Below are 23,023 nucleotides of genomic sequence, written 5' to 3'. Positions count from 1 at the left end.
CGCCTATTATCGTTGCCCCCCTGCCTGATTTCGGCATAGATGCCTGTCCTCATGACGAAAACTGCCGCCCTCGATCGCTTCGACCATGTGCTGCTGTCGCTGGTTCAGCGCGACAACCAAATCCCGGCGCGCCGTCTCGCCGAGCAGGTCGGGCTTTCCCAGAGCGCGGTCCTGCGCCGCCTGCGCCGACTGCGGAAGGATGGCGTGATCGCGGCGGACATTGCCGTCGTTCGCCCGGCGGCCGTGGGCCTGCCGCTAACCGTCCATGTGCTCGTTTCGTTGGAACGGGAGAGCGCTGTCGAGTTGGACGCCTTCATCGGCAAGCTTCGTGGACGCTCGGAGGTTCGTCAGGCCTGGTATGTCACCGGTGAAACCGATTTCGTGCTCCTTCTGCAATTGCCAGGGATGGAGGCGTACGATGCCTTCGCGCGGGAAGTCTTCCACACCGATTCGAACGTGAAGGCGTTCCGCACCATCGTGACAATGCGGGAGGTGGTCGGCGCAGCGGATGCACAGCCGCTATCCACCGCCTGAGGTGAGGCGTTTCGCCGGCAAGCTGATTTGCCCTGCTTTGACCCGGAATCTCCGCCGAGGGCGCGCGAATCCACGTGACGTTCGATACACACGTTCCCGTATCTACTCACCCTTCGCGAATGTCTGCACCTGGCGCAAAGTAGTTCCACCCATGCGTACGGTGCGGCTCGTTCCGGCATACTGATCAAGACTGGCTGGCAGTATGGTGGCGGCAAATAGCAGGTTCATCGCGCCGCCACCGATATCCACTACGAGACATACGCAGTAGCCGCTGACCGTCGGCGACTCCCCATGGTCGAGGTGGATGCCATGACGCCGCTTATCGGCGCGCATGACGCACTGACTCTGCTCGGGTGCCGGGACGCTCATCGCTTATCACTTCATGTGGTGCACGGGAGGCCCCGTGGCGGATAGAATCAACCCACGGACTTGCCAGCCTGTAACTTTCTGACCAGGCCGATCAGCTGATCCAGATCAGCACGTGGAAGCGCAAGCATCTCGGCAGGGGGTTTGTGATATTCCCTTGTCAATTCCTCAATGGTTGCAGCACCCTTGGCCGTAAGCTTGACACGTTTCACACGGCGATCGCTTGGCGACGGAACCCGTTCGGCGAGCCCCGCCTGCTCCAACCGGTCGACCAGCCAGGTCGCCGTCGAAGGGTCGCAGTGCCATTGAGTGGCCAATGCTCCGATCGGCTTGCCCACATCTTTGTCGAGGGTGAAGAGGGCGCGCGAATCGTTGGGCGTCAGGCCTAATTTCTGCTGGATCGCCAACCGGTCCGGCGCGGACCGCATCAGGAAATCAAACATCAGGCGCCAAGCCTCGGTGGCGTGCTGCAAGCGATCTTGGCCCGGTCCCATTCCACGCTCCTTCGGGTCTTGACACATATTTTGACCAATCATATGATTTGATCAATCAAAATATTTAAGTGATCAAATCAATGAGAGGAGATCCGAGATGACCAACCACCACGGTTCTCGTCGTCGGGGGCGGCCTGAACGGTCTGACGGCGGCCGCCCTTTTGGCTCACAACGACATTCCGTGCGTCCTCGTCGAGCGCCATCCCGACACGTCAATCCAGTACAAATTTGCCGGCATTTCCCCGCGCAGCATGGAGATCTTTCGAAGCCTCGGCCTCGAGGAGGAGATTCGTGCAAATCGTACGGGGGACCAGCAGGCAGGCGCTATTGCGCGCGCCAGGAATCTCACCGATCCCGAGATTCAATGGGGCGGACCGGCGTGGCCGGATGCAAGTGCCCTCAGCCCCACGCAACCGGCGACGTGTGATCAGCACGTCCTGGAACCGATTCTGCGCCGCTACGCCGAGCGGAACGGTGCAGACATACGTTTCAGCACGGAACTGGTGGCTTTCGAACACGATGAGAATGTCGTCCGCGCGGAAATTCGCGATATCGCGACCGGCGCAAAGGACGCCATCTCGGCCGACTATCTGATCGTCGCGGACGGTGCGAACGGCTCGATGCGAGAGAGGCTGGAGATCAGCCGCAGCGGGGCAGGCGGCCTTCAGCACTGGATAAATGTCGTCTTTGACACGGACATGCCTCCGACGATCGGCGGCAAGCGTTTCACGTCGTGCTTCGTGACGGACCTCAACGGGACCTTCACGCCCAGGGAGGGTGGACGATGGCTTCTGGCGCTCCAGTACTTTCCCGAAAAGGGCGAGAAACCCCAGGATTTTGATGAAGCCAGGTGCAGGGAACTGATCATACGAGGTGCGGGCCGGTCGGATATCACGACTAGGCTTGTCGATGCGCGCTCCTGGGAAGTGGCCGCGATGACAGCGCGCCAATTCCGCCGAGGCCGCGCGTTTCTTGTGGGGGATGCCGCACATGTGATGCCCCCAACAGGCGCTTTCGGTGGCAATTCAGGTATCCACGACGCCCATAACCTTGCCTGGAAGCTTGCGATGGTAACAGGCGGGCATGCCGGTCCCTCGTTGCTGGATAGCTATGACATGGAGCGCCGGCCGGTCATCGAGGCTACGTTGGCGCAAGCGCTCGCCCGCCTTCAGAAATGGTTCGACGATCCGTCGAAGCGATTGCCTCCCCCAGTCGCGATCGTCGAGGATTACGACGTGGTATTTGGCCAACGCTACGCTGCAGGTGTCGTGGCTCAGGAAGCCACGCGGGACGATCACCCATTCCAAAAATCCACGGAGTTGTCGGGCCGCCCTGGCACGCGTTTACCGCATTTCGCGGTCGGGCGTGCCGGCCAGCGGATTTCGAGTCTCGATTTGTGCGATCGCGACCCTCTTCTCCTCTGCGCCGACGACGCATGGTGTCAGGCCGCTGACGCCGTAAGCCAGCGCCTCCGCATGCCGCTGACCTGCCACGCCTTGGGTGCCAATGGGGGTCTGATTGATTTGGACCATCGGTGGCCTTCCGCGCTCGGGGTTGAAAGCGGCGGGCCGCCTTGGTCAGGCCGGACGGGTTTGTCGCGTGGCGGTCAACGCACGGTGTGCCTGATCCTGTACAGATGCTGATCGAAATACTTGACGGCTTGGGTTTCCGCACGCAGGCGTGCGAACATCATCAGTGAGGGGCGGATGCCTCCGGTCTTCCGGCACGACTTCCTTGCCGATGTCGTCGCCGGGAATGCCGGCGATGTTCAGCCGTTTGCCCGTCTCGTCATGCCTCCTTCCTACTCGTTGTCACCGAGTAGGGCCGCGCCAACCGCTTCGGTCCTCCCCTTGTGTCGCTAAACTCGCATGGACCATCGTGCTGGCCTTTGGCATTGGAGGCCGAATGTCGCCGTTACGGCAAATGATCAATCAACTCGTTCAGCAGGAGCAGCAACGCCCCAGCGACGACAGCCGCGGCCGCGTCGTCCAGCATGATGCCGGCCCCACCCCTTACCTTGTCATGCATGATACGGATGGGCCAAGGCTTGACGACGTCGAAAAACCGGAAAGCAAGGAAGCCTGCTGCCCACCAGAGTGGGTCGAGCGGCAGCATGGAAAGCGTTACGGCGGCGCCGAAGGTCTCATCGATGACGACGATTTGCGGGTCCTCCGTCCCGGTATGGAAGATAACATGCGATGACGCCCATACGCCGACGGCGAACAGGGCCGCATAGGCAAGCACCGTCAGCCAAGGCGATGCGGGTATCAGAGCCGCGGCAACAGCCACTCCAACCATTGCGCCGGCCGTGCCCGGCCATGTTGGAGATAATCCCACGCCGACAGAGGTCGCGAGCAGGTAGGCGAACTTGGGTAGAAATTTATGCATCGAGTTTCGGCCGGCTTCCGACGGGTCGCAAGCAATCATAGTCACATCGTTCGGGTGTTGCCGCCAGACCGCCGCTCGATTTGCACACCGGTCACAAGGCATCGCCCAAACCGTGAAATGCTGTCGGGCAGCTGTCGCTGCGACCGGAAGTTCTGTTTCGCCGTCAGCTTGGCGAGCATCTTAATCCGCCGGCCACATTCGCCAAACGAGATCGCTTTTGCGGCGAGTTGAGAACGTTCCTGAGCCCGGTCTCGGCCCGCATTGGCCCACTGAAACGGTGGCGATGGTGGAACAAACCCGCAAATTGCTGGTAAAGCTCCGTCAAACGACATCATCAGAGGAGCCGCCATGATCGCCGGTCTCATGAAAAGTCGCATCGACCCGCTATGGGAGCAGGCCGCCTCTCCGCTGATCGGGATCGGCATGACGCCGAACCAGGTTACGGCCAGCGGGCTCGTGCTCGTGGCTTTGTCTTCGGCCGCCTACGCGTATCACCATTCAAGTCTTGCCTTTGGCTTGTGCCTGGCGTTTGCCTTCAGCTTCGACGCGCTGGACGGTGCGGTCGCCCGCCGGACAAATATGAGCACCAAGGCCGGTGGCTATTTCGACGCTATCGTCGACCGTTATCAGGAATTGGCCGTCTTTGCGGCAATAGGCTGGGTCGCCGATCTGTGGGCGATCGCAATGTTCGCGTTCGCCGGCGGGATTCTCACCAGTTATGCCAAGGCGCGGACGGCGCTGGAAATCCCTGTGGAAAACCATGGTTGGCCGGATTTCTTCGAGCGAATGGAACGTCTGGTGTTCATTTGCGTGCTGCTCGCCGCCGACGGAGTCGCGACTGCCATGGGCGCGGCTTCGCCCTGGATTCTGGCAGGCGGGTTCGCGTTGTACGCAGTGCTGGCCAACGCGACGGCCCTGCAACGGATCAGTCGCGCATTTGCGATGCTGAAACGAGCCGACGGGAAGCAGCCGTGAGACCGCTAGAACGCGAGCATCGTATTGACCGCCGTGGCTTTTCCAACAAAGTCGCGTCAGCGCCAGCCCAAGCCTGGGGCGACGTGGGTCAGGATCGCCTCGATGGCATGGACATTGTAGTCGACACCGAGCTGGTTGGGGACTGTGAGCAGCAGCGTATCGGCCTCAGCGATGGCTTCGTCGCCCTTTAGCTGCTCGATCAGGACGTCTGGCTCGGCGGCATAGGAGCGGCCGAACACGGCAAGCCTGTCTGCCTCGATATAGCCGAACTGATCTCCGCCCTGGTTGCCGCCGAAATAGGCGCGGTCGCGATCGTCGACCAGCGCAAAAATGCTGCGGCTCACCGACACCCGCGGCTCGCGCGTGTGGCCGGCCGCCTTCCAGGCTTCGCGAAAAGCCTTGATCTGTTCGGCTTGCTGGATGTGAAACGGCTTTCCGCCTTCATCGAATTTGAGCGTGGAACTCTGCAGGTTCATCCCAAGTTTCGCCGCCCATTCTGCGGTGGCGTTTGTGGCGGCGCCCCACCAGATGCGCTCGCGCAGGCCCTCCGAGTGTGGCTCGACGCGAAGCAGGCCAGGCGGGTTGGGAAACATCGGCCGCGGATTGGGCTGGGCAAAGCCTTTGCCCAGCAACACTTCGAGCAGCACTCCGGTGTGTCTGCGGGCCATGTCGGCATCGCTCTCGCCCTCTTGCGGGGCGTAGCCGAAGTAGCGCCATCCGTCGATCACCTGCTCCGGCGAGCCGCGGCTGATGCCTAGCTGCAGACGCCCTCCGGCGATCAGATCGGCGGCGCCGGCGTCCTCGGCCATGTAGAGCGGGTTCTCGTAACGCATGTCGATCACCGCCGTGCCGATCTCGATTCGGCTGGTCTTCGCCCCAACCGCTGCCAGCAGCGGGAAGGGCGAGGCGAGCTGGCGGGCGAAGTGATGCACGCGGAAATACGCGCCGTCCGCACCCAGCTCCTCGGCGGCGACGGCCAACTCGACGGACTGCAAAAGCCCATCGGATGCCGTCCGCGTCTGCGATTGCGGCGAGGGCGTCCAGTGCCCGAACGAGAGGAAACCAATCTTCTTCATGAAATAGCCAGCCTAGAGGGAAGACAGGTGCAGACTATGCTTCGGCGCAGAGCAAAGCATCCCGAAATCGGTACCGACGGCCCAGTTTGAGGTGAACGGTCCGTTGTTGATCAGCGATGCCGTCAATGGCGAGCCTGTTGCTGGCGCGAGCGCATCTAGGAAGGTGCCGCGAACGCGAGCACTATCGCGATGAGGATCAACAGCGGCCCCATCCATTTAAAATGGGTTCCAAAGTTGGTCCACCATGCTTGCTGGCCGGGGCGAGCTTGGAACGGGTCCGCGAGAAATCCGAAGCCGATGCCAGCCATCCACAACCCGGCGCAGAACATGATGAACTCGTCGATGTAATCCGCGACCATGTTCCGCAACTTTCGAATTATGCCGCCGCCACGTGCGCCGAATTCGAGCCGATATAGTTACGGATCGTTTCGATGATCCGGTCCTGGTCGGCCTCGCTCAGATAGGGATGCATCGGCAGGCACAGGATGCGCTTCGGCAGCTCTTCCGAAACGGCAAGGCCGGTCGGCGTGCGCGGATAATCGCGATAGGCAATCTGGCTGTGCAGCGGTTTCACATAGTAGATGACCGACGGAATGCCCTTTTCACCGAGATGTGCCTTGAGCCCGTCGCGCTTCGGCGTTTCGATGGCGTATTGCGCCCAGGCCGAGCGGCCGCCGCCCAGATTGCGCGCCGTCTTGACTATATCGCCGAGACCTTCGGCATAGCGATTGGCGACCGCTTGCCGCGCCACCATCTCGTCCTCGAGGATGGCCAGCTTCTCGATTAGGATCGCCGCCTGCAGTGTATCGAGCCGTGAATTGATGCCGACGCGGACATTGTCGTATTGCGTTTCGCCCTTGCCGTGAAAGGCGAACGAGCGCAGCTGTTCGGCCAGCGGATCGTCATTGGTGAACATCGCACCGCCGTCGCCGTAGCAGCCGAGCGGTTTTGCCGGATAGAAGCTGGTCGAGCCGACGGTGCCGAACGAGCCGCACATCTTGCCGTCAGCCGAGCCGCCGGTCGCCTGCGCCGCATCCTCGATGACCATCAGGCCTTCGCGATTGGCGATGGCCATGATTGCTTCGTAATCGGCGGCGAGGCCGAACAGGTCGACGGGAATGATTGCCTTCGGCCTCAGCCGCCCCTCCGCCTTGATCATGGCGATTGCCGCCTCGAGGCTGGCGATGTCGATATTGTAGCTGTCAGCATCGACATCGACGAACACCGGCTCGGCCTTGGTCAGCGCCACCACTTCGGCCGTGGCGGCGAAGGTGAAGCTCGGCACGAATACCGCGTCGCCCGGGCCGATGCCGGCGGCAAACAGCGGCAACAGCAGCGCGTCGGTGCCGTTGGCGCAAGCGACCACGTGCTTGGTGCCGATATAGGCGGCGAGCTTGTTTTCGAATTCGGTGACCTGCGGTCCAAGAATATAACGACCTTCGTCGACGACGCGGTCGATTGCCGCCTTCAGCCTGTCGCGGATGCGTTCGCGCTGTGCGCCAAGATCGATGAACTGCATGTCGGCCTCAAACGGTTTTAGCCAGATAACCGGCCGCTGGTAGCAGACTTGGCACGGCCGAGAAAGCCGCAGGGCAAAGCCCTGAATTGCTCAAGTGTCGCAGCCTGTTACCTCTGGTTTCCGATCTGCCCTCTTAAACGCGGGAAAATCCGGGCTTCGGCATGCTTGATATGGGCTGCGCATCCCGCCCGCCAGGTTAGGCGAAACATAAAGTGATCGCCGGCAGGCAGTCCGTGAGGCGGTTGCCAGCCGGTCAGGCGAGTTCATGCCGCCATGGCGGATTGGCGCCGGCCCGCGAGACCGTCACCGCCGCGGCCTTGGCGCCGAGCGTCAGCGCCTTATGGATGGCTTCTTTCGGCAGGCCGGCGATTGCCGTCTTCGACAGCAGGCCCTGCTCGTGCAAGGAGGCAAGGATGCCGGCATTGAACGTGTCGCCGGCGCCGACCGTATCGACCACCTCGACCTTGTCCGGCACGACCGTGACCCGGTGCTGGCTGCTGTAACCAACCGCGCCCTCGCTGCCGTGGGTGACGACGATCAGCTTCGGGCCGCGGTCCAGCCAGTTGCGGACGACGTCCTCATGCGAGCCGGCTTCGTCGAACCAGTTCAAATCCTCGTCCGACAGTTTCACGATGTCGGCCATCGCCATCATGTTGCGGATGCGCCTGAGATGCCTGGCCTTGTCGGGAATGAAGTTTGGCCGGATGTTGGGGTCGAGCATCATCACGCGGCGCTCATGCTCACGTCGCATGAACTCCTCATAGGCCGATCCGGCCGGTTCCGAGATCAGGCTGATGGCGCCGAACAGCATGGCCTCGATCTCGCTGCCGAGCTCCGGCAGGTCCTCGATGGTCAGCATGCGCCCGGCGGTGTTCTCGTCATAGAATGTATAGGTCGCCTGGCCGTTGGTGAGCCGCACGAAGGCGAGCGTGGTCGGCCGCGGCGAGGTGTGCGCATAGGTGGAACTGACCTTGCTGGCCCCCAGCGCCTCCCTGAACTGCCCGCCGAACAGATCCGACGACAGGCCGGAGAAGAAGCCGGCCGGCGCGCCGAGTCGGCCGAGCGCAATGGCCGAGTTGAAGACGGCACCACCGACATAGGGGGCAAAGGCCGCTTCGCCCTCCGTCGTGGTGCGCGGCAGCATGTCGATCAGGGCTTCGCCGCAGCAGAGGATCATGAAGTCTTGCTTTCCGGCGGATAGATCACGCCCTTGCGAATGATGATGTTGGCGTAAAGCCGCGGCTCGCTCGTCGCGACGATCGCGTGCGCGGCCTTGACCCGTGCATAGAAGTCGGCGCCGGCAAGCGCAACCACCTTGCGGCCCGGCGCATGCCTGGCGCAGATCGCTTCAATCTCATGATGAACCGGATCGGCGAGCAGGGGATCGCCTTTAGCCGAGGCGCGAAACAGCGCCTGCGGCACGGCGTCGTCGACAGGCAACACGCTCAATACGGCATCCAGCACCGGGACGAGATGATGACCGTCGGCGCGGATCAGCCGCTGTGCCTGCTGTTCGGCCGGGTAGTTGCCGTCGACCAGCGCGATCTCGTCGCCATGGCCCATGGCGCGCAACATCGCCAGAAGCTCCGGGCCGAGCAGCGCCGGGATACCGATCAGCATGCTCAGAAGCTCCGGGAAATCGTGGTCGAGCCGATGAGGAAGCGCTCCGATAGCGGCAGACTGGCGCCACCCAGCGCCCGCGCATGGATGCCGACCGTTCCCTCGCGGACGGCCGGCAGCCTCAGGCCTTCGCCGTCGATCCTGCCGATGGCCTGGATGACGGCATCGACAAGCCGCCTGCGCACGGCGAGCGGCATCCATCCGTCGATCACCGCGGCTTCGAAATCGATGACGGACGACGCCGCAACGATGGCATAGGCGAGCGCCTGCGAGGCGCTGGCGATCCAGTCGTCAAGCTCGGCACCGATCTCGCCCCAGTCCCCCGGTGATGTCCACAGATGCGAGGCCTCGACGCCGCGTGCGTTGAGCGCCTTCTCCAGCGTGGCGATCGATGCAACGTCGATCAACTGCGTCGGCTTGCCGTCAGGCCCGGGCACTGGCATTGAGCCCAGCGCGCCGGCATTGCCGGTTGGGCCGCCAAACAGCCGGCCGTTCAGCACGATGCCGCCGCCGGCAAAGGCACCGATGTAGAAATAGACGAAATCGCGCGCCGCACCCGCCGCCTGGCCGAACACGAGCTCGGCGCCGCAGGCCGAGGTGGCATCGTTTTGCAGGTAGACCGGAAATTCGCATTGCGCCTGGATGTCGGCGCGGATGTCGCGATGGCGCCATTCGTCCATGATTTCACGCGGCGCGCCGGCGGTATCGGCCCAGTTCCACAATTCGAACGGCATGGCGATGCCAAGCCCGGCGATGCGCTTGTCCTGCGCAGGAGTGAGCTCGCCGCGCATCTTCCTCATGCCGCTCGTAGCGAATTCCACCGTCTCGCGCGGCGCCGGATAGCGGTACGAATGCTGCAGCATCGAGCGCACATTGCCGAGGAAATCGATCAGCACGAGCTCGGCGCTGCGCCGGCCGATCTTCAGGCCGATGAAATAGGCGCCGTCGGGATTGAGCGCCATGGGTATCGAGGGCTGGCCAATCTTGCCGCGCAACGGCGCCTGGCGAACGAGCAGGTCGTCCTCCTCCAGCTCGCGCATGATGACTGATACTGTCTGCGCCGAGAGGCCAGTCATGCGTGCGATGTCGGATTTGGCCAGGCTGCCGTGCTGGCGCACCAGCGACAGCACCAGCCGCTCATTGTGGTCCCGCATGCCGCTTTGATTGGTGCCGCGGTGCAGGCGGCTTTCGGCCGCATCGGGCGAGCCGTGCCTTGTAATGCCGGTCTCCACCCCTGTTCCTCCCGTCGTTTCCCCTCAATGCTTTTGGTCTAGAGTGAGTGAACAATCCTGCGTTGTCAATAATAAATAAGAGTGATTTAATTATTGACAGTGCTGGCCGACTGGTGTCTCTTGAGATCGGCGTCGACACTGGGAGATTTCGTCGGACGCGCTGCAGATGCCGGTTGGCCGGCATCCTAAATGGTTCAATGGGAGGAAAATCGTGACCACGTCAAAACTGTTGAAATCCACCGTGTTTGCCGCGGCCGGACTGAGCCTGATGGCGTTTGCGTCGACGGCATCGGCCGCCGGGGTCGGCGCCTGCTTGATCACCAAGACCGACACCAATCCCTTCTTCGTGAAGATGAAGGAAGGTGCCGCCGCGAAAGCCAAGGAAATCGGTGTCGATCTGAAAGCCTATGCCGGCAAGGCGGAAGGTGACAATGAGGGCCAGGTTGCGGCGATCGAATCCTGCATCGCCGACGGCGCCAAGGGCATTTTGATCACCGCCACCGACACTGCGGCCATCGTGCCGGCGGTGAAGAAGGCGCGCGATGCAGGGGTGCTGGTGATCGCTCTCGACACGCAGCTCGAGCCTGCCGATGCCGCGGATGCGACGTTTGCGACCGACAATTTCAAGGCCGGCGAGCTTATCGGCTCCTGGGCAAAGGCTACCTTGGGCGACAAGGCCAAGGATGCGCACATTGCCTACATGGATCTGATCGCCAGCCAGCCCTCCGTCGACGTCCAGCGTGATCAAGGCTTCATGAAGGGCTTCGGCATCGACCTCGGCGATCCCAAGAAGATCGGCGACGAAACCGACGCACGCAACGTCTGTCACGATCTGTCGAGCGGCAATGAGGATGGCGGGCATACTGCCATGGAGAATTGCCTGCAGAAGGATCCGGATATCAACGTCGTCTACACCATCAACGAACCTGCGGCCGCGGGCGCCTACCAGGCGCTGAAAGCCGTCGGCAAGGAGAAGGACGTCCTGATTGTCTCGGTCGATGGCGGCTGCCCCGGTGTCAAGAACGTTGCCGAGGGCGTGATCGGCGCCACTTCACAGCAATATCCATTGCTCATGGCCTCGCTCGGCATCGAGGCGATCAAGACCTTTGCCGACACCGGCAAGAAGCCTGAGCCGTCGCCCGGTCTGAACTTCTACAACACCGGCGTCACGCTGATCACCGACAAGCCTGCCGCCGGCATCGAATCCATCGACACGAAGCAAGGCCTCAGCAAGTGCTGGGGTTGATTTGATCCCCTGATCGGCTCAACTTCAAAAGAACAATAGGGAATGTGGAGCGGTTTCGGCCGCTCCACATCACAGGCGGGGAGGCCGACTTGAGCGTCGAAACAACCAGGAGCAAGGGACCGCAGGAATTCGAGACGGTCCTGGCCGCTAGCGACGCCAGCGTCGCATCATTCGAGACGCATTCCCGCTCGACGTTGGAGAGCATCCAGCACCGCTTGCATAAAAGCCCGGCCATGGTGCCGCTGATCATCCTGCTCATCTCGGTGGTTCTGTTCGCAGTCGTCGTCGGCGGACGCTTCTTTTCTCCCTTCACCCTCACCCTGATCCTCCAGCAGGTGGCGATAACCGGCATGGTCGGCATCGCGCAGACACTGGTGGTGCTCACCGCCGGCATCGACCTGTCAGTCGGCGCCATCATGGTGCTGAGCTCGGTTGTTATGGGCCAGTTTGCCATGCATTACGGTGTTCCAGCGCCGGTCGCCGTTGCCATCGGGCTGCTTGTCGGCGCGATTTGCGGCTTGATCAACGGCATTCTCATCGCCTGGGTGAAACTGCCGCCCTTCATCGTGACGCTCGGCACCTGGTCGATCTACGCTGCCATCAACTTCATCTATTCCGGCAACGAGACCATCCGCAGCCAGGATCTCGAGGCGACGGCACCGCTGCTGCAGTTTTTCGGCGGCTCGTTCAGGATCGGCGGCGCAGTCTTCACCTATGGCGTGCTGTTGGTGCTGATCATGGGGGCAATTGCCTGGTACGTGCTCAATCACACCGCATGGGGCCGGCATGTCTACGCAGTCGGCGACGACCCGGAAGCTGCGGAACTGTCGGGGGTGCGCGTCAGCCGGATGCTGGTCACGGTCTATACCCTGACCGGCATCATTTGTGCCATCGCCGGCTGGGCCTTGATCGGACGCATCGGATCGGTCTCGCCGCAGGCCGGGCAGTTCGAGAACATCAATTCGATTACCGCCGTGGTGATTGGCGGCACATCACTGTTCGGCGGCCGCGGTTCCATCCTCGGGACCATCTTCGGTGCGCTGATCGTCGGGGTGTTCGCGCTCGGCCTCAGGCTTTGGGGGACAGATCCCCAATGGACGCAATTGTCTGTCGGCGCCCTTATCATCATCGCTGTTGGTATCGACCAGTGGATCAGGAAGATCTCGGCATGAACCAGACTCAGGAACCGATCCTTACCGCCCGCAGCCTGGTCAAACGCTACGGTCGCGTCACCGCCCTCGACAATGCCGATTTCGATCTCTATCCGGGCGAAATCCTTGCTGTCATCGGCGACAACGGCGCCGGCAAGTCGTCGCTTATCAAGGCGATTTCCGGCGCGGTCGTGCCCGACGAAGGCGAGATCCGGCTTGAAGGCAAGCCTATTGCATTCAAATCGCCGATGGAGGCCCGCGAAGCCGGCATCGAGACCGTCTACCAGAACCTGGCGCTGTCGCCGGCGCTGTCCATCGCCGACAACATGTTTCTCGGCCGCGAGATCCGCAAGCCGGGCTTTCTTGGCAGCTGGCTGCGCATGCTCGACCGTCCGGCGATGGAAAAGCGCGCCCGCGACAAGCTGACCGAACTTGGCCTGATGACCATCCAGAACATCAGCCAGGCGGTGGAAACTCTCTCCGGCGGTCAACGCCAGGGCGTGGCGGTGGCGCGCGCCGCGGCGTTCGGCTCGAAGATGGTCATCATGGATGAGCCGACGGCCGCGCTCGGCGTCAAGGAGAGCCGCCGCGTGCTCGAACTGATACTCGACGTCAAACGCCGAGGCCTGCCGATCGTGCTGATTTCACACAATATGCCGCATGTCTTCGAGGTGGCGGACCGCATTCACATTCATCGGCTCGGCCGTCGCCTGTGCGTCATCGATCCGAAGCAATATACGATGTCCGACGCGGTCGCCTTCATGACCGGCGCCAAGGTCCCGCCGGAGGCGGCGCTGGCGGCCTGAACAAGAACTTGAGGCCCGCCGCTGAGGGCGCGGTGTTTCAATGCCAAATTGCCGCAGGGCAACCCGGCTTGCGGTCGCCTGAATCCATTGAACATCCGGTGGGATGCATTAGCATTGGCGGAGATGGTGAAAGCCGCATGATCCTGGCAACGTCACGAGAGGCAGCATGACGCGCGCGATGACAACCGAAGCTCCTCTGCCCACCCTCGAAAACCCGGATCCCAAGACGCTCGCCGACGAAGTCTTGCAGGCCCTCAAATACAGGGTCGGCAAGGGCACCAACGTTGCAACCCAGTACGATTGGCTCACCGCCTCGATCAAGGTTGTGCGCGACCGCATCGTCGATCATTGGATGCAGGCGACCCAAGAGGCCTACGCCCAGCAGGAAAAGCGCGTCTATTACCTGTCACTGGAATTCCTCATCGGCCGCTTGATGCGCGATGCCTTCTCCAATCTCGGCCTGATGGACAATATGCGCGAGGCGCTGTCGTCACTTGGCGTCGACCTCGACATCATTGCTGCGCTCGAACCGGACGCTGCCCTTGGCAATGGCGGCCTTGGCCGGCTCGCCGCCTGCTTCATGGAAAGCATGGCTACCGTCGATATCCCCGCGCATGGCTATGGCATTCGCTACGCCAACGGCATGTTTCGGCAGGAGATCCATGACGGCTGGCAAGTCGAACTGCCCGAGACATGGCTCGATCACGGCAATCCTTGGGAGTTCGAACGCCGCGAACGCTCCTTCGAGGTCGGCTTCGGCGGCTCGGTGGAATCGATCACCTCGAAGGATGGCAGGCTCGAGCGCCATGTCTGGAAGCCGACCGAACATGTTCTGGCCGTTGCTTACGATACCCCGGTGGTTGGCTGGCGGGCCAACCGCGTCAACACGCTGCGTCTGTGGTCCGGCATGCCGGTCGATCCGATCCTGCTCGACAAGTTCAACGCCGGCGATCACATCGGCGCGCTCGCCGAGAGCAACAAGGCCGATGCGCTGTCGCGCGTCCTTTACCCGGCCGATTCCCACAAGGCAGGCCAGGAGTTGCGGCTCAGGCAGGAGTATTTCTTCTCCACCGCCTCGCTGCAGGACATCCTTCAGCGTCATCTCAGCCAGTATGGCGACCTGCAATCGCTGCCCGACAAGGCGGCGATCCATCTCAACGACACCCATCCGGCCATCGCCGTCCCCGAGCTGATGCGCCTGTTGATGGATGTCCACGGCATGGATTTCGACCAGGCGTGGAGCATCACCAAGCGCACCTTCGGCTACACCAACCACACGCTGCTGCCCGAAGCGCTGGAAAGCTGGCCCGTGCCGCTATTCGAGCGGCTGTTGCCGCGCCACATGCAGATCGTCTACGCCATCAACGCCGAGGTGCTGCTCGAGGCGCGCGTCTCCGACCAGTTCTCGGACGAGCAGATCAGCCGCATCTCGCTGATCCAGGAAAATGGCGATCGCCGCGTGCGTATGGGCAATCTGGCCTTTGTCGGCTCGCACTCGATCAACGGCGTCTCGGCACTGCATACGGAATTGATGAAGGAGACGGTGTTTGCCGACCTCCACAGGCTCTACCCGGATCGCATCAACAACAAGACCAACGGGATCACACCGCGGCGCTGGCTGATACAGTGCAATCCCGGCCTCACGGCACTCACCCGAGAGGCGATCGGCGACGGCTTCCTCGACGACATCCACGAGATAAAGCTGCTCGATCCTTTCGCCGAGGACGCTGCCTTCCGCGACAAGTTCGCCGCTGTCAAACGGGCGAACAAGACGAGGCTTGCCAATCTCGTTGCCGACCGGCTCGGCATCAAGGTGGACCCCTCGGCGCTGTTCGACATCCAGGTCAAGCGCATCCACGAATACAAGCGCCAGCTCTTGAACATTCTCGAAGCGGTCGCGCTTTACGACCAGATCCGCTCGCATCCGGAGCGCGACTGGATGCCCCGCGTCAAGTTCTTCGGCGGCAAGGCGGCGCCCAGCTATCACAACGCCAAGCTGATCATCAAACTTGCCAACGACGTCGCCCGGGTCATCAACCGCGACCCGGCGGTGCGCGGCTTGCTGAAAGTGGTGTTCGTGCCGAACTACAATGTCAGCCTAGCCGAGATCATGATGCCGGCCGCCGATCTTTCGGAGCAGATATCGACCGCCGGCATGGAAGCGTCCGGCACCGGCAACATGAAGTTCGCGCTGAACGGCGCGCTGACCATCGGCACGCTCGACGGCGCCAATGTCGAGATCAAGGAATGCGTCGGCGACGACAACATCTTCATCTTCGGCCTGACCACTGATGAGGTCGCCGAGCGGCGCAACAATGGTTACGATCCGCGCGCCGTAATCGAGGGATCGCCTGAATTGGCGCAGGCGCTTGCCGCGGTTTCGTCCGGGGTCTTTTCGCCTGACGATCCGGACCGTTATCGCGACCTGATCAACGGCCTTTACCAGAGCGACTGGTTCATGGTCGCTGCGGATTTCGATGCCTACGCCGCCACCCAGCGCGACGTCGATGCCGTCTGGCGCAACAGCCCGGACTGGTACGCCAGAGCCATCCGCAATGTCGCCCGCGTCGGCTGGTTCTCGTCCGACCGCACGATCCGCCAATATGCGAAAGACATCTGGCACGTGCCCGCCTGATGTGATTGCATGAGACCAGGAACAATGTGGCCCTAGTGGAGTGATTTGACCTTCGCATCCCTTGGAAGGTCAGGCGGCCTGCGACTGTCGAATTCAAAACTTCACTAGAAACACGCACTTGGTGCCCGAGGAGGGACACTGCCTGATGAGCAAGCCGCGCGCGACCGTTGCGACAAGCGGGCCGGACGGACTGGCGCCAGCCGGCGATGTCGCGGCGATTGTCGCCGGCACGCATGGCGACCCGTTCTCCGTGCTTGGCGTGCATGAGGCGGGGAAGGGCTTTGTCGGCCGCTGCTTCGTCCCTCATGCCGAGTCCGTCACCGCCTATACGCTGACCGGCAAGAAGGCCGGCGAGCTGTCGAGACGCGACGATCGCGGCTTCTTCGAGGGCAAACTGTCGCTGCGCAAACGCCAGCCGCTGCGCTATCACGCCAGGAACGCCGGCGGCGACTGGTGGCTGACCGATCCATATTCCTTCGGCCCCGTGCTCGGCCCGCTGGACGATTATTACATCGCCGAAGGATCGCATCTCAGGCTGTTCGACAAGCTCGGCGCTCATCTCATCGACCATGAGGGTGCATCGGGCGTACATTTTGCGGTGTGGGCGCCCAATGCAAGGCGTGTCTCGGTGGTCGGCGACTTCAACGAGTGGGACGGCCGCAGGCACACCATGCGCGACCGCCGCGATACCGGTATCTGGGAGCTGTTCATTCCCGACATCGGCGCCGGCCGCCCTTATAAATACGAGATCATCGGGCCGGATGGCGTGAGATTGCCGCTCAAGGCAGATCCGTTCGCCTTCAAATCCGAACTGCGCCCGGCTACCGCCTCGGTGACGGCGCTGCCGCCGGTGCATGAATGGGGCGACGAGGCGCACCGGAACTACTGGCGCAATGCCGACCACAGGCGCGAAGCCGTATCGATCTACGAGGTCCATGCCGGCTCATGGCGGCTTCACGACGACGGCAGCTTCCTGTCATGGGACGAGCTCGCCGACCGGCTGATCCCCTATGTGGTCGAGACGGGTTTCACCCATATCGAATTCATGCCGATCTCCGAACACCCCTATGACCCGTCCTGGGGCTACCAGACGACCGGTCTCTATGCGCCGAGCGCCCGCTTTGGCGATCCGGACGGTTTTGCCCGCTTCGTCGACGGTGCCCACCGCGCCGGCATCGGCGTCATCCTCGACTGGGTGCCGGCGCATTTCCCGGTTGACGAACACGGTCTGGCAAAGTTCGACGGCACCGCACTCTACGAACATGCCGATCCGCGCAAGGGCTTCCATCCCGACTGGAACACCGCGATCTACAATTTTGGTCGTCGCGAGGTGGTCTCGTTTCTTGTCAACAATGCGCTGTTCTGGGCAGAGAAATATCACGTCGACGGTCTGCGCGTCGATGCGGTCGCCTCGATGCTTTATCTCGATTATTCGCGCAAGGCTGGTGAATGGATTCCCAACGAGAGGGGCGGGCGCGAGAACCTGGAAGCGGTCAGCTTCCTGCAACGGATGAACAAGGAGGTCTACGGCCACCATCCGGGTGTGATGACCATCGCCGAGGAATCGACCTCGTGGCCGAAAGTCTCGCAGCCGGTGCACGAGGGCGGACTGGGCTTCGGTTTCAAGTGGAACATGGGCTTCATGCACGACACTCTGGAGTATTTCTCCAAGGAGCCGATCTTCCGCAAGCATCACCACAACGACATCACCTTCGGCCTGGTCTACGCCTTCAGCGAGAACTTCGTGCTGCCGCTGTCCCATGACGAGGTGGTGCACGGCAAGGGAACGCTGCTTAACAAGATGGCCGGCGACGACTGGCAGAAATTCGCGACGCTGCGCGCCTATTACGCCTTCATGTGGGGCTATCCCGGCAAGAAGCTGTTGTTCATGGGCCAGGAGTTCGCGCAACGCCGCGAGTGGAGCGAGGCGCGCGCGCTCGACTGGAACCTGCTCGATTTCCGGCTCCACCGTGGTGTCTGGCAGACGGTGCGCGATCTCAACTATCTCTACCGCTCGCGCCCGGCGCTGCATGCCCGCGACTGCGAGCCGGAGGGCTTTTCCTGGCTGATCGTCGATGACAGCGCGAATTCGGTGTTCGCTTGGCTGCGCAGCGCGCCGGGCGGCAACCCGGTCGCCGTCATTTCCAACTTCACGCCGGTGCCGCGCGACAATTACCGCGTGCCGTTGCCGCAGACCGGAAAATGGCGCGAGATCATCAACACCGACGCCACGGACTATGGCGGTTCCGGCAAGGGCAACAGCGGCCTCGTCGAGGCTCGGGCGGAAGGAGGAGGCATTTCGGCGACGATGCTTTTGCCGCCGCTGTCGACGATCATGCTCGAATTCGTCCCGGACTGAGCTATGTCTGGAGCATCTAACCTGGGAGGATAGGAATGGCTGAAACAAAACGAACACAGCCGCTGGCACGCGACGCCATGGCTTATGTGCTGGCCGGCGGCCGTGGCAGCCGGCTCAAGGAACTGACCGACCGCCGCGCCAAGCCGGCGGTCTATTTCGGCGGCAAGACCCGCATCATCGATTTCGCGCTGTCCAATGCGCTCAATTCCGGTATCCGCCGCCTCGGCGTCGCCACCCAGTACAAGGCGCATTCGCTGATCCGCCACCTGCAGCGCGGCTGGAACTTCCTGCGGCCCGAGCGCAACGAGAGTTTCGACATCTTGCCGGCCAGCCAGCGTGTGTCGGAAACACAGTGGTATGAGGGCACCGCCGACGCCGTGTACCAGAACATCGACATCATCGAGGCCTATGGGCCGGAATACATGGTCATCCTGGCCGGCGACCACGTCTACAAGATGGATTACGAATTGATGCTGCGCCAGCATGTAGAGGCCGGCGCCGATGTCACCGTCGGCTGCCTCGAAGTGCCGCGCATGGAAGCCACCGGCTTCGGCGTCATGCATGTCGACACCAAGGACACCATCATCTCCTTCATCGAAAAGCCCGCCGATCCGCCGGGCATTCCCGACAAGCCGGATTTTGCGCTGGCCTCGATGGGCATCTATGTGTTCAAGACCAAGTTCCTGATGGAGCAATTGCGTCGCGATGCGGCGGAGCCCGGCTCCAGCCGCGACTTCGGCAAGGACATCATCCCCTACATCGTCGAACACGGAAAGGCGATCGCGCATCGCTTCGCCAAATCATGCGTGCGCTCGACCGCCGAGAACGAAGCCTATTGGCGCGACGTCGGCACGGTCGACGCCTATTGGGAAGCCAATATCGACCTGACCGACATCACGCCGGAACTCGACCTCTACGACCGCGACTGGCCGATCTGGACCTACGCCGAGTTGAAGCCGCCGGCAAAGTTCGTGCATGACGAAGATGGCCGCCGCGGGTCGGCCGTGTCGTCTCTCGTGTCGGGCGATTGCATCGTTTCGGGCGCTTCGCTGAAGCGAAGCCTGATCTTCACCGGCGCGCGCATCAATTCCTATTCGACGCTGGAGGAGGTCGTCATGCTGCCCGACGTCCATGTCGGCCGCAACGCCAGGCTGAAGCGCGTGGTCATCGATCACGGCGTCAGGATCCCGGAGGGGCTGGTGGTCGGCGAGGATCCTGTCCTCGACGCCAAGCGTTTCCGCGTTTCGGAAAAAGGCATCTGCCTGGTCACGCAGGACATGGTCAACAGGCTGGGATCGTAGTGCATGCAGGTTCTGTCGGTGGCGCCCGAGATCTTTCCGCTGGTCAAAACCGGAGGGCTCGCCGACGTGACTGGCGCCTTGCCCGTGGCATTGGCCGGCAACGGCGTCAACATGCGCACGCTCGTCCCCGGCTATCCTCAGGTGATGGGCGCCTTCAGGAAAAAGAAGGCGGTTCAGCAATATCCATTGCTGCAGGGTGGGAAGGCTTCGGTGCATGCCGTCCAGATCGCCGGGCTCGACCTGTTTGTGCTCGACGCGCCGCATCTTTTCGACCGTCCCGGCGGCCCGTACGGCAACGCGGCCGGCGCCGACTGGCCGGACAATTGGCGGCGGTTCGCGGCCTTGAGCCAGGTCGGCGGTGATATTGCTGCCGGCGCCATCTCCGGCTACCTGCCCGATATCGTCCATGCCCATGACTGGCAGTCGGCAATGACACTCGCCTATATGCGCTACGGCAAGGCGGTCGGCACGCCGTCGATGATCACCGTCCATAACCTCGCCTTCCAGGGCCAGTTCGGCGCCGGCATCTTTGGCGAGCTTGGCCTGCCGGCGGCGGCGATGGCGCTCGACGGCGTCGAATATTATGGCGGCGTCGGCTTCCTCAAGGCCGGCCTGCAGGCCGCCTGGGCGATCACCACGGTCAGCCCGACCTATGCGCAGGAAATCCGCTTGCCCGAATTCGGCATGGGCCTCGACGGCCTGATCAACATGCGCTCCGTCGATCTCCATGGCATCGTCAACGGCATCGATACCGAGATCTGGAACCCGGAAACCGACACGCATCTGGTCTCCAACTACACGGCAAAGACGCTTAAGGCGCGAATGCCCAACAAGGCCGCGGTCGAGGACCGTTTCAGCCTCGATCGCGATGACAGCCCGATCGTCTGCGTTGTCAGCCGGCTGACCTGGCAAAAGGGCATGGACATATTGGCGGCCGCCGTCGACGGTATCGTCGCGGCAGGTGCACGGCTGGCAATCCTTGGGTCTGGCGACGCCGGGCTCGAAGGCGCGTTGCTTGCCGCCGCAGCCCGCCATCGTGGTCGCATTGGCGTCGTCGTCGGCTATGACGAGGGGCTCTCCCACACCATGCAGGGCGGCTGCGACGCCATCATTATCCCGTCGCGCTTCGAACCTTGCGGGCTGACGCAGCTTTACGGCCTGCGCTATGGCTGCGTGCCGGTCGTCGCGCGTACCGGCGGCCTTGCCGACACGGTTATCGATGCCAACGAAGCCGCCATCTCTGCCGGCGTGGCGACCGGCTTCCAGTTTGCGCCCCCCATTGCTGGCGCCCTGCTGCACGCCATCCGCCGCCTTGTCGAAGCGCATGCCAATCCCGCGGTGTGGGCGTCGATGCAGCGGCAAGGCATGAAGGCCGACGTGTCGTGGGACAAAAGCGCCGAAAAATATGTCCGACTCTATCGCTTGTTGCTTTCGAAAAGGGCTGCCTGACTGATGATCCGCACTGTCGCCACCAAACCCTATCCCGACCAGAAGCCCGGCACCTCCGGGCTGCGTAAAAAGGTCCCGGTGTTCCAGCAGGAGCACTATGCCGAGAACTTCATCCAGTCGATCTTCGACGCGCTGGACGGGTTCGAAGGCAAGACCCTGGTGATCGGCGGCGACGGCCGCTTTTATAACCGCGAGGTCATCCAGAAGGCCATCGCCATGGCCGCGGCAAACGGCTTTGGCAAGGTGATGGTCGGGCAGGGCGGTATCTTATCCACGCCGGCCGCTTCGCATGTCATCCGCAAATACAAGACCTTCGGCGGCATCATCCTGTCCGCCAGCCACAATCCGGGTGGCCCGCATGAGGATTTCGGCATCAAGTACAATGCCGGCAATGGCGGCCCGGCGCCGGAAAAGCTGACCGACGCGATCTTCGAAAAAACCAAGGTGATTTCGAGCTTCAAGATCGCCGATATCCGACCGGTCGACATCGACACGATCGGCACGGTCGAGGCAGGAGACATGACCGTCGAGATCATCGATCCGGTCGCCGACTATGCCGAACTGATGGAAAGCCTGTTCGATTTCAATGCCTTGCGGGCGTTGTTCAAATCAGGCTTCCGCATGCGCTTCGACGCCATGCATGCGGTGACCGGCCCCTATGCCAAGGAGATCCTCGAAAACCGGCTAGGGGCGCCGAACGGCACCGCTCGTAATTTTATCCCGCTGCCGGATTTCGGCGGCCACCATCCCGATCCCAATCTGGTGCATGCAAAACACCTCTACGACGAGATGATGGGGCCGGATGCGCCCGACTTTGGCGCGGCCTCCGACGGCGACGGCGACCGCAACCTGATCATCGGCAAGGGCATTTTCATCACCCCGTCGGATTCGGTGGCGATGCTCGCCGCCAATGCCCATCTGGCTCCGGGTTACAAGGCCGGGCTGAAAGGCATCGCCCGTTCGATGCCGACCAGCGGTGCTGCCGACCGGGTCGCCGAAAAGCTCGGCATCGGCATCTATGAAACGCCAACCGGCTGGAAGTTTTTCGGCAATCTGCTCGATGCCGGCATGGCGACGATCTGCGGCGAGGAGAGTGCGGGGACCGGCTCCAATCATGTCCGCGAAAAGGACGGCCTGTGGGCCGTGCTTTTGTGGCTCAACATCCTTGCCGCGCGCGGCGAAAGCGCCAGGCAGATCGTCACCGAGCATTGGGCGGCCTATGGGCGCAACTACTATTCGCGCCACGATTACGAGGAGGTCGAGACCGATCGCGCCAATGCGCTTGTCGACGAACTGCGCGGCAAACTTGGCTCGCTGCCGGGCACCAGCGTGCGCGGCATGACAATCGCCAGCGCCGACGATTTCGCCTATCACGATCCGGTCGACGGCTCGGTCAGCAAGAACCAGGGCATAAGAGTATTGTTCGAAGGCGGCTCGCGCGTCGTCTTCCGCCTGTCCGGCACCGGCACCTCGGGCGCGACGCTGCGCCTTTATTTCGAGCGCTACGAGCCAGACAAGAGCCGCCACGATCTCGACACCCAGGAGGCGCTTGCCGATCTGATTGCGGCGGCCGACGACATTGCCGGGATTCGCAGCCATACCGGCCGCGCCAAGCCGAGCGTGATTACGTGAGCTTGGAGCGGCGCGCCTTTCCTTCTCCCCTTGTGGGGTCCGAAGGACGGGGCGAGACCCGTGGCTCGCCCCCGGGCGGTGGATCGGCGCGAAGCGCCGAGACGGATGAGGGGTGTTGGAAGGAATGCCGTCCGCGCCAAGCTGGAGCACCCCTCATCCGTCGCCTTCGGCGACACCTTCTCCCACAAGGGGAGAAGGGGGAGCTAACCTGGCAACGCCTCAAACTGTCTACGACCTGCT

General features: G+C 62.5%; 19 protein-coding genes and 1 pseudogene. 11 read left to right on the top strand and 9 right to left on the bottom strand.

Going from position 1 to position 23,023, the window contains the following annotated elements; all coding sequences use genetic code 11:
* The first annotated feature begins 51 nt into the window (after nt 1-51).
* A complete protein-coding gene (locus tag NKH63_RS24215; RefSeq protein WP_352918918.1) occupies nt 52-534 on the top strand; it encodes an Lrp/AsnC family transcriptional regulator in 483 nt (160 codons plus the stop codon).
* Between the two features lie 102 nt (nt 535-636).
* On the opposite strand, the gene NKH63_RS24210 is transcribed toward NKH63_RS24215, so the two are convergent.
* Entirely contained in the window at nt 637-867 is a 231-nt protein-coding gene (locus NKH63_RS24210; protein WP_352918916.1) for a hypothetical protein, read from the bottom strand.
* An 83-nt stretch (nt 868-950) separates the two neighbouring features.
* The gene (locus NKH63_RS24205) at nt 951-1,394 is read right to left on the bottom strand and encodes a MarR family winged helix-turn-helix transcriptional regulator (protein WP_352918915.1); all 444 of its coding nucleotides are present in this window, start codon (nt 1,392-1,394) and stop codon (nt 951-953) included.
* Between the two features lie 119 nt (nt 1,395-1,513).
* On the opposite strand from NKH63_RS24205, the pseudogene NKH63_RS24200 reads away from it, so the two are divergent.
* A pseudogene (locus tag NKH63_RS24200) lies at nt 1,514-3,037 on the top strand (FAD-dependent monooxygenase); the annotation flags it as partial.
* Nucleotides 3,038-3,308: 271 nt separating this feature from the next.
* Here the strand turns inward: NKH63_RS24200 and NKH63_RS24195 are convergent.
* Nucleotides 3,309-3,782: a phosphatidylglycerophosphatase A family protein gene (locus NKH63_RS24195; protein WP_352483659.1), complete on the bottom strand. Its 474-nt coding sequence runs from the start codon at nt 3,780-3,782 to the stop codon at nt 3,309-3,311.
* Nucleotides 3,783-4,130: 348 nt separating this feature from the next.
* On the opposite strand from NKH63_RS24195, the gene NKH63_RS24190 reads away from it, so the two are divergent.
* Nucleotides 4,131-4,757, top strand: coding sequence for a CDP-alcohol phosphatidyltransferase family protein (locus NKH63_RS24190; RefSeq protein ID WP_051409644.1), 627 nt, complete (start codon nt 4,131-4,133; stop codon nt 4,755-4,757).
* 56 nt (nt 4,758-4,813) lie between these two features.
* Here the strand turns inward: NKH63_RS24190 and NKH63_RS24185 are convergent, their stop codons facing one another.
* From NKH63_RS24185 to NKH63_RS24160, 6 genes are all read right to left on the bottom strand, one after another.
* Nucleotides 4,814-5,833 (bottom strand): LLM class flavin-dependent oxidoreductase, encoded by a 1,020-nt coding sequence (locus tag NKH63_RS24185; RefSeq protein ID WP_352918913.1) that lies wholly within the window; start codon nt 5,831-5,833, stop codon nt 4,814-4,816.
* A gap of 155 nt (nt 5,834-5,988) precedes the next feature.
* Nucleotides 5,989-6,192: a hypothetical protein gene (locus tag NKH63_RS24180; protein ID WP_023718458.1), complete on the bottom strand. Its 204-nt coding sequence runs from the start codon at nt 6,190-6,192 to the stop codon at nt 5,989-5,991.
* 17 nt (nt 6,193-6,209) lie between these two features.
* Nucleotides 6,210-7,352 carry a DegT/DnrJ/EryC1/StrS family aminotransferase gene (locus NKH63_RS24175; protein ID WP_352483657.1) on the bottom strand — a complete coding sequence of 381 codons (1,143 nt, stop codon included), beginning with the start codon at nt 7,350-7,352 and terminating at the stop codon, nt 6,210-6,212.
* A 253-nt stretch (nt 7,353-7,605) separates the two neighbouring features.
* Nucleotides 7,606-8,529, bottom strand: coding sequence for a carbohydrate kinase family protein (locus NKH63_RS24170; protein ID WP_352483656.1), 924 nt, complete (start codon nt 8,527-8,529; stop codon nt 7,606-7,608).
* The gene (locus NKH63_RS24165) at nt 8,526-8,972 is read right to left on the bottom strand and encodes an RbsD/FucU family protein (protein ID WP_023718455.1); all 447 of its coding nucleotides are present in this window, start codon (nt 8,970-8,972) and stop codon (nt 8,526-8,528) included. Before NKH63_RS24165 ends, NKH63_RS24170 begins: the two co-directional genes overlap by 4 nt.
* A 2-nt stretch (nt 8,973-8,974) precedes the next feature.
* Nucleotides 8,975-10,204, bottom strand: coding sequence for an ROK family transcriptional regulator (locus NKH63_RS24160; RefSeq protein ID WP_352483655.1), 1,230 nt, complete (start codon nt 10,202-10,204; stop codon nt 8,975-8,977).
* Between the two features lie 229 nt (nt 10,205-10,433).
* Here NKH63_RS24160 and NKH63_RS24155 point away from each other — a divergent pair, with 229 nt between their 5' ends.
* The 8 genes from NKH63_RS24155 to NKH63_RS24120 all read left to right on the top strand — a co-directional run bounded on the left by NKH63_RS24155 (nt 10,434) and on the right by NKH63_RS24120 (nt 22,783).
* Complete coding sequence (locus tag NKH63_RS24155) at nt 10,434-11,450, top strand: sugar ABC transporter substrate-binding protein (RefSeq protein ID WP_023718453.1); 1,017 nt, start codon at nt 10,434-10,436, stop codon at nt 11,448-11,450.
* Between the two features lie 89 nt (nt 11,451-11,539).
* Entirely contained in the window at nt 11,540-12,622 is a 1,083-nt protein-coding gene (locus tag NKH63_RS24150; protein ID WP_023718452.1) for an ABC transporter permease, read from the top strand.
* The gene (locus NKH63_RS24145; RefSeq protein WP_023718451.1) at nt 12,619-13,407 is read left to right on the top strand and encodes an ATP-binding cassette domain-containing protein; all 789 of its coding nucleotides are present in this window, start codon (nt 12,619-12,621) and stop codon (nt 13,405-13,407) included. Before NKH63_RS24150 ends, NKH63_RS24145 begins: the two co-directional genes overlap by 4 nt.
* Nucleotides 13,408-13,573: 166 nt before the next feature.
* Nucleotides 13,574-16,042 carry a glycogen/starch/alpha-glucan phosphorylase gene (locus NKH63_RS24140; protein ID WP_352483654.1) on the top strand — a complete coding sequence of 823 codons (2,469 nt, stop codon included), beginning with the start codon at nt 13,574-13,576 and terminating at the stop codon, nt 16,040-16,042.
* A gap of 145 nt (nt 16,043-16,187) precedes the next feature.
* Nucleotides 16,188-18,401 (top strand): 1,4-alpha-glucan branching protein GlgB, encoded by a 2,214-nt coding sequence (gene glgB / locus NKH63_RS24135; protein ID WP_352483653.1) that lies wholly within the window; start codon nt 16,188-16,190, stop codon nt 18,399-18,401.
* A gap of 35 nt (nt 18,402-18,436) precedes the next feature.
* Entirely contained in the window at nt 18,437-19,702 is a 1,266-nt protein-coding gene (gene glgC, locus NKH63_RS24130; RefSeq protein WP_023718448.1) for a glucose-1-phosphate adenylyltransferase, read from the top strand.
* A 3-nt stretch (nt 19,703-19,705) separates the two neighbouring features.
* On the top strand, nt 19,706-21,151 hold the full coding sequence (gene glgA, locus NKH63_RS24125) for a glycogen synthase GlgA (RefSeq protein WP_352483652.1): 1,446 nt from the start codon (nt 19,706-19,708) through the stop codon (nt 21,149-21,151).
* A 3-nt stretch (nt 21,152-21,154) separates the two neighbouring features.
* On the top strand, nt 21,155-22,783 hold the full coding sequence (locus tag NKH63_RS24120; protein WP_023718446.1) for an alpha-D-glucose phosphate-specific phosphoglucomutase: 1,629 nt from the start codon (nt 21,155-21,157) through the stop codon (nt 22,781-22,783).
* Nucleotides 22,784-23,023: the final 240 nt, after the last annotated feature.

The sequence above is a fragment of the Mesorhizobium sp. M0960 genome (assembly GCF_040319055.1).
In the GTDB taxonomy this organism is placed as follows: Bacteria; Pseudomonadota; Alphaproteobacteria; order Rhizobiales; family Rhizobiaceae; genus Mesorhizobium.
Note: the sequence above shows the minus strand (reverse complement) of the source record. Positions and strands in the feature narration are given on the sequence as shown.

What these genes read in the sequence shown, in the direction of transcription:
- glgC (WP_023718448.1), top strand. Translation starts at nt 18,437, where the DNA reads ATGGCTGAAACAAAACGAACACAGCCGCTGGCACGCGACGCCATGGCT.
- NKH63_RS24140 (WP_352483654.1), top strand. Translation starts at nt 13,574, where the DNA reads ATGACGCGCGCGATGACAACCGAAGCTCCTCTGCCCACCCTCGAAAAC.
- NKH63_RS24120 (WP_023718446.1), top strand. Translation starts at nt 21,155, where the DNA reads ATGATCCGCACTGTCGCCACCAAACCCTATCCCGACCAGAAGCCCGGC.
- NKH63_RS24175 (WP_352483657.1), bottom strand. Translation starts at nt 7,352, where the DNA reads ATGCAGTTCATCGATCTTGGCGCACAGCGCGAACGCATCCGCGACAGG.
- NKH63_RS24205 (WP_352918915.1), bottom strand. Translation starts at nt 1,394, where the DNA reads ATGGGACCGGGCCAAGATCGCTTGCAGCACGCCACCGAGGCTTGGCGC.
- glgA (WP_352483652.1), top strand. Translation starts at nt 19,706, where the DNA reads ATGCAGGTTCTGTCGGTGGCGCCCGAGATCTTTCCGCTGGTCAAAACC.
- NKH63_RS24215 (WP_352918918.1), top strand. Translation starts at nt 52, where the DNA reads ATGACGAAAACTGCCGCCCTCGATCGCTTCGACCATGTGCTGCTGTCG.
- glgB (WP_352483653.1), top strand. Translation starts at nt 16,188, where the DNA reads ATGAGCAAGCCGCGCGCGACCGTTGCGACAAGCGGGCCGGACGGACTG.
- NKH63_RS24145 (WP_023718451.1), top strand. Translation starts at nt 12,619, where the DNA reads ATGAACCAGACTCAGGAACCGATCCTTACCGCCCGCAGCCTGGTCAAA.
- NKH63_RS24190 (WP_051409644.1), top strand. Translation starts at nt 4,131, where the DNA reads ATGATCGCCGGTCTCATGAAAAGTCGCATCGACCCGCTATGGGAGCAG.
- NKH63_RS24180 (WP_023718458.1), bottom strand. Translation starts at nt 6,192, where the DNA reads ATGGTCGCGGATTACATCGACGAGTTCATCATGTTCTGCGCCGGGTTG.
- NKH63_RS24185 (WP_352918913.1), bottom strand. Translation starts at nt 5,833, where the DNA reads ATGAAGAAGATTGGTTTCCTCTCGTTCGGGCACTGGACGCCCTCGCCG.
- NKH63_RS24170 (WP_352483656.1), bottom strand. Translation starts at nt 8,529, where the DNA reads ATGATCCTCTGCTGCGGCGAAGCCCTGATCGACATGCTGCCGCGCACC.
- NKH63_RS24195 (WP_352483659.1), bottom strand. Translation starts at nt 3,782, where the DNA reads ATGCATAAATTTCTACCCAAGTTCGCCTACCTGCTCGCGACCTCTGTC.
- NKH63_RS24210 (WP_352918916.1), bottom strand. Translation starts at nt 867, where the DNA reads ATGCGCGCCGATAAGCGGCGTCATGGCATCCACCTCGACCATGGGGAG.
- NKH63_RS24165 (WP_023718455.1), bottom strand. Translation starts at nt 8,972, where the DNA reads ATGCTGATCGGTATCCCGGCGCTGCTCGGCCCGGAGCTTCTGGCGATG.